At 33.2% G+C, this 8,851-nt stretch carries 9 protein-coding genes; 5 read left to right on the top strand and 4 right to left on the bottom strand.

Annotated features, from left to right (window positions below; translation table 11 throughout):
* Positions 1-134: 134 nt before the first annotated feature.
* Positions 135-1,025 (bottom strand): SMP-30/gluconolactonase/LRE family protein, encoded by an 891-nt coding sequence (locus AB4Y90_RS14425; RefSeq protein ID WP_441558240.1) that lies wholly within the window; start codon positions 1,023-1,025, stop codon positions 135-137.
* A 169-nt stretch (positions 1,026-1,194) separates the two neighbouring features.
* Between AB4Y90_RS14425 and AB4Y90_RS14420 the strand changes: the two genes are divergently transcribed.
* From AB4Y90_RS14420 to AB4Y90_RS14410, 3 genes are all read left to right on the top strand, one after another.
* Positions 1,195-1,539 (top strand): MerR family transcriptional regulator, encoded by a 345-nt coding sequence (locus tag AB4Y90_RS14420; protein ID WP_441558239.1) that lies wholly within the window; start codon positions 1,195-1,197, stop codon positions 1,537-1,539.
* An 11-nt stretch (positions 1,540-1,550) separates the two neighbouring features.
* Positions 1,551-1,712, top strand: coding sequence for a hypothetical protein (locus AB4Y90_RS14415; protein ID WP_441558238.1), 162 nt, complete (start codon positions 1,551-1,553; stop codon positions 1,710-1,712).
* 190 nt (positions 1,713-1,902) lie between these two features.
* Positions 1,903-2,886, top strand: coding sequence for a hypothetical protein (locus AB4Y90_RS14410; protein WP_441558237.1), 984 nt, complete (start codon positions 1,903-1,905; stop codon positions 2,884-2,886).
* A gap of 62 nt (positions 2,887-2,948) precedes the next feature.
* On the opposite strand, the gene AB4Y90_RS14405 is transcribed toward AB4Y90_RS14410, so the two are convergent.
* From AB4Y90_RS14405 to AB4Y90_RS14395, 3 genes are all read right to left on the bottom strand, one after another.
* Positions 2,949-5,072 carry a DNA topoisomerase 3 gene (locus tag AB4Y90_RS14405; RefSeq protein WP_441558236.1) on the bottom strand — a complete coding sequence of 708 codons (2,124 nt, stop codon included), beginning with the start codon at positions 5,070-5,072 and terminating at the stop codon, positions 2,949-2,951.
* Between the two features lie 231 nt (positions 5,073-5,303).
* Entirely contained in the window at positions 5,304-5,858 is a 555-nt protein-coding gene (locus AB4Y90_RS14400; protein WP_441558235.1) for a DUF2652 domain-containing protein, read from the bottom strand.
* 72 nt (positions 5,859-5,930) lie between these two features.
* Entirely contained in the window at positions 5,931-6,677 is a 747-nt protein-coding gene (locus AB4Y90_RS14395) for a metallophosphoesterase (RefSeq protein ID WP_441558234.1), read from the bottom strand.
* Positions 6,678-7,061: 384 nt separating this feature from the next.
* On the opposite strand from AB4Y90_RS14395, the gene AB4Y90_RS14390 reads away from it, so the two are divergent.
* Together AB4Y90_RS14390 and metI are read left to right on the top strand one after the other, a co-directional pair.
* Positions 7,062-8,090 carry a methionine ABC transporter ATP-binding protein gene (locus AB4Y90_RS14390; protein WP_441558233.1) on the top strand — a complete coding sequence of 343 codons (1,029 nt, stop codon included), beginning with the start codon at positions 7,062-7,064 and terminating at the stop codon, positions 8,088-8,090.
* Positions 8,083-8,739 (top strand): methionine ABC transporter permease MetI, encoded by a 657-nt coding sequence (metI, locus tag AB4Y90_RS14385; RefSeq protein WP_441558232.1) that lies wholly within the window; start codon positions 8,083-8,085, stop codon positions 8,737-8,739. The genes AB4Y90_RS14390 and metI overlap by 8 nt, the downstream gene beginning before the upstream one ends.
* Positions 8,740-8,851 lie beyond the last annotated feature (112 nt).

Genomic DNA, 8,851 nt, shown 5'->3' with positions numbered 1-8,851 from the left:
ACCTTAACCTTAACCTTAACCTTAACCTTAACCTTAACCTTAACCTTAACCTTAACCTTAACCTTAACCTTAACCTTAACCTTAACCTTAACCTTAACCTTAACCTTAACCTTAACCTTAACCTTAGCCTTAGCCTATTTCAATCCCCTTGTTTTTGTCTGCAAAGTATAAACTGATTTTGAGGCGGTAATAAACAAAACATCATTATTTTCTCCTCCGAAAGTTACATTTCCGGTCCAGTCTTCAGGGATTTTGATGTGATGTACTTTTTCACCTTTCGCATTAAAAATGGTAACACCATCTCCCGTAATGTAAAGATTACCATCTTTGTCAAGCGTCATTCCGTCTGAACCCATTTCGCAGAAAAGCTTCTTTTCAGAAAGTTTTCCGTCACCCAGAATATCATAAACATAGGTTTTTCCGGCATCAATATCTGAAACATACAGCTTTTTCGACTTTGTATTTCCAATGATTCCGTTTGGTTGCACAAAGGTTTCCAGCTTTGAAATTTTGCCGTCTTTGTGTCTGTAATACAGATTTTTTTCAGGAATTTCTACTTTAAAATTTTGCCAGTAATCTCTTTTATATAAAGGATCTGTGAAATAAATCCCACCATTTCCATCGAGCCAGAGATCGTTTGGTCCGTTTAATCTTTTTCCGTTGAAACCTTTAGACAAGACTTCAATCGATTTATCTTTACCGATTTTCCATATTTCTCCTTCATTGTCTGAACAGGTTATCAGATTATCGTTTTCATCGAAATACGTTCCGTTGGCTCTTCCAGTTTTATCTGAAAACAAAGAGATTTTATCGTTTTTCCAGTCCCAGAAATAAATTTTATCATTAGGCTGATCCGTAAAATAAACATTCCCTGTTTTGTCTGTTGCAGGACCTTCTGTAAATGAAAATTGATCTGATATTAATTTTGGTTCGGTGTTTTCAAACATTGCTTTATGATTTGTTGATTTGCAACTGAGAAATGCCAAAACCAAACCAACAAGACCTACATTCAATATATTTTTCATTTCTATAAAATTAAGGCTCACAATTTACGATTTGTAAAAGCTTTAACAATTTTATAATGATAATTATTTATTTAAATTCAGAACAAAATACGCCTAAACTGCATATTTTATAACGTCTGTTTGTACTGAAGCTCAAAAAATATTTATCTTTGAATTCAGGATTTTTATAATGAAGACAAATTTACCCGACAAACTGTATTATTCGATAGGAGAAGTTGCGAAAGCATTCGACGTAAACGCTTCATTGATACGATATTGGGAACGGGAATTCCCCATTATCAAACCTAAAAAAAACAAAAAAGGAAACCGTTATTTCACTCCTGAAGATATCAAAAACCTTAAAATCATTTATCATTTGGTAAAAGAAAAAGGTTATACGCTTGACGGAGCCAGAATTGCGTTAACCACCAACTCAAAAATCTCTGAAACGGTAACATTAATCGACCGTTTAGAATTTGTAAAAGCAGAATTGCTGAAGCTTAAAGATTCTTTAGTAGAAAAAGATTCAGAATAAATCCAGTTCAAATGATTAAAGTAAAACACCGAAAACATTTAAAAACTCTTGCAGGAATTGCCTTATTTCTTATCATCATAGGAATTGTTTTTAATGTGAATACCTACTTAATGGCTGCTTTGATCGGAATTTTTGTAGTGTCTATTGCTCAAATTTTTATTCACAAAAAATAAAAATTCTTTTTTCATTAGAATTATTCTCCTATCAAGATATTCACATTTTTTATGTAACAATATTTTTCTTTTCATTAAGTTTTGAATTAAAATAATTCTTAACTTTATTTTCAATTACAATTTTGAGATATTTGTTTTTAGAAATCATCACGATTGCTTTATCTCACCAAATAAAAACGCAAAATAAAAAATGAAAAAAAATTATTATCGGCAAATGGCATTTTTAGCAATGCTTTTACTTACTCTTCTTGGATTTCAAAAATATTCTGAAAAACCTGACGAAGCTTTTCCAAAAGTTACATTCATTTCAGAAAGTTTACCTCTGGAATCGCTGTCTGAATTTGATCCCAATGATTTAGATGAAAAACAATGGCAAAAACTTGGGTTCTCTGAAAAGCAAACTGCAACCATCTTAAACTACAAGAAAATTGTAGGTGGAAAATTCCTGTCAAAAGAACAATTCAGGAAATGCTATGCGATTTCAGGAGAAAAATATTCTCAACTTGAAGGTTTTATTTTGCTTCCAGAAACGAATATTGAAGCAAAAGGAAATTCTGATTTTAATATTTACAATAAGAAATCTTTAAATATTACAAAAAAATTCAATCCCGATCAGCTTTCTCAAAACGATTGGGAAAATATGGGATTTTCTGAAAAACAGGCTGCAGCAATTTTAAAATATAAAAATTATTTGGGCGGAAGTTTTGTAAGCAAAGAAAAGTGGCTTAACGCTTCCACAATGGCAAAAAATTCTGATGAGAAAAAACCTGAATTTAAACAGGAAAAAACTGATTTTTCAAAAATAGATATGAATTCTATTACGTTTAAACAGCTTTTAGAATTTGGTTTAGATGAAAAAAGTGCAGGTTCGATGATTGGTTTCAGGAAGAAACTAGGCGGTTTTATGACAAAGGAACAGATCCTGGAAACTTATAATATTGATAAGGAATTGGTACAAAAACTATTAAGTATTGCCACACTCGACAATTCAAAAGTTGAACGATATACTTTGGTAAATGCACCTGAAGAATGGCTGAAAAATCATCCGTATTTCAAATATTCTGCAGATAAAATTATTTACTACCGAATCAGTAATCCCGATGACAGAAAGATTTGGAAATTCTTAAAAACCAAGCCTGAATATGAGGCGAGAATGAGGCTTTATTTGAAGTAGTTATTAGTTATTTAGTTATTTAGTTATTTAGTTACAAAATTACTGATTAACTGAAATACTAATCAACTCAAACCAACTATAAATTCCGGAGACAAAGAAACTACTCCTTCCGTTAAACTTTCAGGATGTGTTGTGAATCCTTTTAATTTTGAGGTTTTTCCTTTTAAAACTAAGTCCATTAGCTGTTTATCAGAAAGTTTTTTACCGAAAATTTCAAACGAAACTTTAAAGCCGCAATTTTTAAAATCGGAACATCCGACTGCAGTTTTCCCTTTCATCAGATTATGCGATTTGCATTTTGGGCATTGTGTTTCTTCCCAAGACTGTAATTCTTTTTTTACAGCTGGTTCTCGTTTTTTCTTTTCTTTAATTTCTTCCTTTTCTTCATGTAAAGTGAAGACTTTTACTTTCCCGTCAACTACTTTCTTGGTTAATTCGGTCACCATTTGTATTAATTCATCTTTAAATTGATTGGCTTCGTATTCACCGCTTTCGATTTTTCGAAGTTTTAATTCCCACTCACCTGTTAATTCAGGGCTTTTCAGCAATTCATCTTCGATCGTATCGATTAATTGAATTCCGGTTTGGGTAGCAATGAGATTCTTTCTTTTCTTCTCAATATATTTTCGCTTGAAAAGCGTTTCTATAATATTTGCACGGGTTGAAGGTCTTCCGATTCCGTTGTTTTTCAACATTTCACGAAGTTCTTCATCATCTACCTGTTTTCCGGCGGTTTCCATCGCTCGAAGCAATGTTGCCTCGGTGTAGGGTTTTGGTGGCGAAGTCTTTCCCTGATGAATCATCGGTTCGTGCGGTCCGGTTTCTCCTACTTTAAATTCAGGAATTGTCTGTTCTTCTTCCTTATCTTTTTCTTTATCAGTCGGCTCTTCTTTAGCATCTTTTGCATAAACAGCTCTCCAACCCGGTTCGAGAATCTGTCTTCCGCTTGTTTTAAAAGGAATGGTCCCAACCTGAGCTTCAACCAAAGTATTTGAAATTTTACATTCAGGATAAAAAACAGCGATAAAACGCTTCGCAATTAAATCATAAATGAGTTTTTCTTCTCTTGTCAAGTTTTGAGAAGGCGGAATTTCGGTTGGAATAATTGCATGGTGATCGGTCACTTTTGCATCATCAAATACGGCTTTCGATTTGGGAATCGGCTCTTCAAGTAAAGGCGAGATTAAATCTTTATAAATAACCATACTTTGAAGAATTCCTCCGATTTTCGGATACAAACTTTCCGATAGATACGTCGTATCAACACGCGGATAAGTGACGTGCTTTTTCTCGTAAAGACTCTGAATATATTTTAAAGTGCTGTCTGCAGAATACCCAAACTTCTTATTCGCTTCCACCTGAAGTCCCGTCAAATCAAACAATCTTGGATTTTTTTCTTTTCCTTCTTTTATTTCAAATGAAAGAATTTCAAAAAGATTAAGCTTTAAATATTCTAATCCTTTTTCAGCTCTGTCTAAAGTTTTCAGACGGTCAATCGCAGCATTGAAAATTACATCACGGTATTTTGTTTTCAATTCCCAATATTCTTCCATCGTGAAAGCATCAATTTCTTTCTGTCGCTGAACCAACATCGCCAAAGTCGGAGTTTGCACTCTTCCAATGGATAAAACCGCTTTGTTTCCGCCAAATTTTTTGGTAAAAAGTCGTGTAGCATTGATTCCCAATAACCAGTCTCCTATTGCTCTTGCATTTCCTGCGAGATAAAGATTTTTGTAATCTTCGGCTGGTTTTAATTTTTCAAAACCTTCTTTAATGGCTTCTTCCGTCAACGATGAAATCCACAAACGCTGTACAGGTTTGTCGCATTTTGCTTTCTGCAAAACCCATCTTTGAATAAGCTCTCCTTCTTGTCCAGCATCCCCGCAATTGATAACCTCATCACATTCGGCTACCAATTTTTCGATTACTTTAAACTGATTTTCAACGCCTTTGTTCGGAATTAATTTGATTCCAAAACTTTGAGGAATAATCGGCAGTAAAAACAAATTCCAGGATTTGTATTGCGGACCGTAATCGTGAGGTTCTTTGAGGGTGCAAAGATGCCCGAAAGTCCATGTCACGCAATAGCCGTTTCCTTCCATATAGCCTTGCTTAGGCATGGTTGCGCCCAATACTTTGGCAATATCTCTGGCAACGCTGGGTTTTTCGGCAATACAAAGTTTCATGAATAGTCGGGATTATTGGGAGGGTTGCAAAAGTCGGGAATTTTTTTGACTTTCCCAATTTAGTTATTATTAAAACCGATCAACAAATTAATATTGTCATTCTTTCGAAGGAAAAAATCGGAACAGTAAAAAAGAGATTATTCACTACACTTCATTTCGTTTAGAATAACATTCTAAAAAAATGTCCGAATTTTTTCGAACGTTTAAAAAGTGAATGACAAGTGATACTATTTAATCTATATTTCCAAAATATTGAATCGCTCCAACATCTGAAACATGCATTGTTTCTTCATTCAGAACATATTCTACATTCTGAGAATTTTCCAAAAAAGAATGACTGTACAAAGCATAAGAAGGTTGCTCGGCAAAACCATTTTTCAACATTTGATGAGCTTCTACAATGGGTTTTCCATAAAGTTTTCTGAAACTTCCAATGTTGTATTGTGAAAATTTTCCGTAGTGAACAATAAATTTTAATGATAATTCAATGGTCGTATTCAACATTTCGCTTAATTCCTGAATTTTCATATTGAAAGCATTTCTCATTTTTTTCAGCATTCCGGAAATCTTTTTATAAGAAGGTTGGTTGTCATAACGATAAAATAAGATCGCATCGCCCTCAATTTCAGAAATATTAAAATACTGATTGTTTACATCAATCAARATAGAAAGTAGTTGTTTTACAATATATTCGCCGGTATAAAGTTTTGTATTGAACACAAATTCAGTAAATCCACTGAAATCAGGAATTAGAATAATTCCGCTGTTGATGTTTGTATTCTCCATATTTTTTGGTTTAAGAACCTTTATTTTTTAGACGGAGAAAACTTTATTTTACTTTAATTTTTTTTGATTAATTTAAACTTCGATAATCAGTTCTTTATTATAACCGTTATACTTTTCGGTAATGTAACCGTGTGGGTTACAGATAATTTCGGTCTTCCCAATTTTATATCTTGTTGGAGTGTGAATATGACCGTGAATCCAGTAAAGAGGTTGATGCTCTAAAATAAATTCTTCAAGATTGGAAGCATACGCCGAAGTAACCGGATCTTTTTTAAAATGTTCAGGAACCGATTCTAAGCTTGGCGCATGATGCGTAACGACAATATTTTTCATACCATTTGAATTTTTCAGGCTTTCTTTCAGCCAATGCTTTGAAAACTGATGAATCTTAAAGATATCAATACTTCGCATTTTTGAATAGAAAGGATCTCTTCTGATCATTTTATAATCATTCATCTGGGTCTGACAAAGACTTCCATAAGCCATCGGACTTCCAAATAACGAAAAATCCGTCCACAAAGTTGTACCATGAAATCTGACATCTTCAATATCCACAAAAGAATTTTCCAAAACAGATACATTGGAATTTTCTGCAGATTCTAAAATCTTATTTAAAGTTTTGGGATAAGAACCTTTATAATATTCATGGTTTCCTAAGACATAAATGACAGGTTTATAGGGAATTTTATTTTTAATCCACTCAATTCCTTTTGTTCCTAAATTAATATCTCCTGCCAATACAACAACATCAGCATGATCAAAAGACAAATCGCTGAACCCAAATTCCTGATGTAAATCGCTGATGATTTGAATTTTCATAAACCTAAAATAAGATTATTCTTTCAGAAAACAATCTCAAGAACAAACATGATTAAAATCAGCACTACTAAAACAAAATATAAAACACTGATTTAAAACAACTTAAAATATCACTCAAAATTAAAAATCAAAAAGTCTACTTTTTTAGTGGACTAATAAAAATATATGTTCTATATTTGCAACCATATTTAAGTATGGAAATGGAGATGAAATCAAAATCCAACAACAATTTTATGACGAAGATAAACATCAGACCTTTGATGATGTATTGCTGTATGCATTTGTATAGGAATTTTTGTGGCTGACCTTACTTTTATTATGACATATTTTTAAAGGTTCTACCACGTTGTAGAGCCTTTTTTTATTAAAAATTACAGAGAAAAAATGATAGAGATAAAGAATATTTCAAAAACTTTTTATCAAAAAAAACAAAACTTTAAAGCTTTAGATAATATCAATTTAATGATTGAAAAAGGAGATATTGTCGGAATTATCGGGTTTTCGGGAGCCGGAAAAAGTACTTTAATCCGGACCATTAATTTATTGGAAAGACCTGATGAAGGACAAATTATTATTAACGGAAAAGATTTTACAAAATTAAATTCAAAGCAATTAGCTGCCGAAAGAAAAAAAATCGGGATGATTTTTCAGCATTTTAACCTGCTTTCGTCAAGAACGGTTTTTGAAAACATTGCGCTTCCATTAGAATTAGACAATTTAAGTAAAGGTAAAATTCGGGATAAAGTAAATGAACTCTTAAAAATCGTAGGTCTTGAAGATAAAGCCCACGATTATCCGAAAAGTCTTTCAGGCGGACAAAAACAAAGAGTTGCGATTGCAAGAGCTTTGGCCAATGATCCTTATCTTCTGCTTTGTGATGAAGCGACAAGCGCTCTAGATCCGGCAACAACGCAATCTATTTTAGAATTATTAAAGGATATTAATCATCGATTAGGAATTACCATTTTGCTGATTACCCATGAAATGGAAGTCATTAAAACCATTTGCAATCACGTTGCCGTTATCAATAAGGGACAATTAATATCAAAAGGAACTTTAAGTGAAATTATTTCCAACAAAAAAGATCCTATCATCAAACAATTTTTAAACTCAGATGTTATGACTATACCGCAAGAACTCAACAAAAAACTACAGAAAGAGCCACAAGAAGGCTTATTTCCATTAGTTGAAATCGAGCTGAACGAAAATATCAGCGTAGAAAAACTGTTGTCTGTAATCTACGATCAATATAAAATTCCTTACAAACTTCTGAAAGCTGATGTAGAATATTTGGGAGATTCCAATTTCGGAAAACTTCTTCTACAGCTACAGGGAGAGACGGATGAAAACCAGAAAGCAATTTATTATTTTAATCAGAACAATATTCAAAATACGGTAAAAGGATATGCTTAGTGATACGGTAATTTCGCTTCTGTCAAAAGGAATTTGGGAAACAGTTTACATGACTTTTGTTTCAGGATTTTTCGGATTTGTTTTAGGTCTTCCGGTTGGAATCCTGCTTTTTATTACTAAAAAGGGACAGCTTTTAGAAAACACAATTTACAACAGAATTTTGTCTGTCTTGGTTAATATTTTCAGGTCAATTCCTTTCATTATTTTGATTGTCTGGATGATTCCTTTCACAAGATCTTTGGTAGGAACTTCCATCGGAATGAACGCTGCGTTAGTTCCTTTAAGCATTGGCGCAGCTCCTTTTATAGCAAGATTGGTTGAAAACAGTTTGCTGGAAATTCCAAACGGATTAATTGAAACCGCAAGAGCTTTAGGCGCAACTCCGCTCCAGATCATTAAAAAAGTTTTACTTCCTGAAGCTTTGCCTTCGCTTATCAATAATGCAACGATTACTTTAATCACTCTTGTCGGATATTCAGCAATGGGCGGCGCTGTCGGAGCCGGCGGATTGGGACAAATTGGTTACCAATACGGATATATCGGTTATGATGCCGTGATTATGAATCTGGTTCTCGGATTATTGGTCGCTTTGGTTTTTATCATACAGTTTTCCGGAGACCGATTGGCAAAACGGTTTGATCATCGATGATTTAGGTGGAGTATTTGAGAGTAGGAAATTTTAAACTGTTTTTGAGAAATGAAAATTTATAATTATGCTAATTCATTCTTGATGATAACTAAACAAACACCCAGCTTCCAAC

It is taken from the genome of Chryseobacterium sp. 2TAF14 (assembly GCF_052115105.1).
Taxonomy (GTDB): domain Bacteria; phylum Bacteroidota; class Bacteroidia; order Flavobacteriales; family Weeksellaceae; genus Chryseobacterium.
This window is presented reverse-complemented; position numbering and strand designations above follow the sequence as displayed.

Excerpts from the sequence above, each read along its gene's own strand:
- AB4Y90_RS14425 (WP_441558240.1), bottom strand. The coding sequence starts at position 1,025 with ATGAAAAATATATTGAATGTAGGTCTTGTTGGTTTGGTTTTGGCATTT.
- AB4Y90_RS14420 (WP_441558239.1), top strand. The coding sequence starts at position 1,195 with ATGAAGACAAATTTACCCGACAAACTGTATTATTCGATAGGAGAAGTT.
- AB4Y90_RS14415 (WP_441558238.1), top strand. The coding sequence starts at position 1,551 with ATGATTAAAGTAAAACACCGAAAACATTTAAAAACTCTTGCAGGAATT.
- AB4Y90_RS14410 (WP_441558237.1), top strand. The coding sequence starts at position 1,903 with ATGAAAAAAAATTATTATCGGCAAATGGCATTTTTAGCAATGCTTTTA.
- AB4Y90_RS14405 (WP_441558236.1), bottom strand. The coding sequence starts at position 5,072 with ATGAAACTTTGTATTGCCGAAAAACCCAGCGTTGCCAGAGATATTGCC.
- AB4Y90_RS14395 (WP_441558234.1), bottom strand. The coding sequence starts at position 6,677 with ATGAAAATTCAAATCATCAGCGATTTACATCAGGAATTTGGGTTCAGC.
- AB4Y90_RS14390 (WP_441558233.1), top strand. The coding sequence starts at position 7,062 with ATGATAGAGATAAAGAATATTTCAAAAACTTTTTATCAAAAAAAACAA.
- metI (WP_441558232.1), top strand. The coding sequence starts at position 8,083 with ATGCTTAGTGATACGGTAATTTCGCTTCTGTCAAAAGGAATTTGGGAA.